We start from the raw sequence: 258 nt of genomic DNA on the forward strand, positions 1-258 counted from the left end.
GCTATATTCTTCCGGACAATGGCTTTTACCATCAATACTTCTTACGAATAACATGGCTGATTTCGTAATCGTTGCCATATGGGCTGCATCATGAACCGCCATACTGGACAAATTCATATAAGGTATTTTAAGTTGCTCAGCTGCGTCCTGTAAAGTTTTTCTGATGTCTGTATCTAGATTAACTGGTTTTTGGTTTAAAAAAGGAGCTTGTTGTATATCGATTTTTCTCCTATAAGCTATATCGTTCCATTTTTCTTG

The 258-nt window shown here is 36.4% G+C and carries 1 pseudogene; it reads right to left on the minus strand.

Annotation, left to right across the window (positions count from 1 at the left end):
* Positions 1–258: pseudogene (locus RYX56_RS23515) on the minus strand (M20/M25/M40 family metallo-hydrolase); the annotation flags it as partial.

Source organism: Alkalihalophilus lindianensis (genome assembly GCF_032843265.1).
GTDB lineage: Bacteria > Bacillota > Bacilli > Bacillales > Bacillaceae_D > Alkalihalophilus > Alkalihalophilus lindianensis.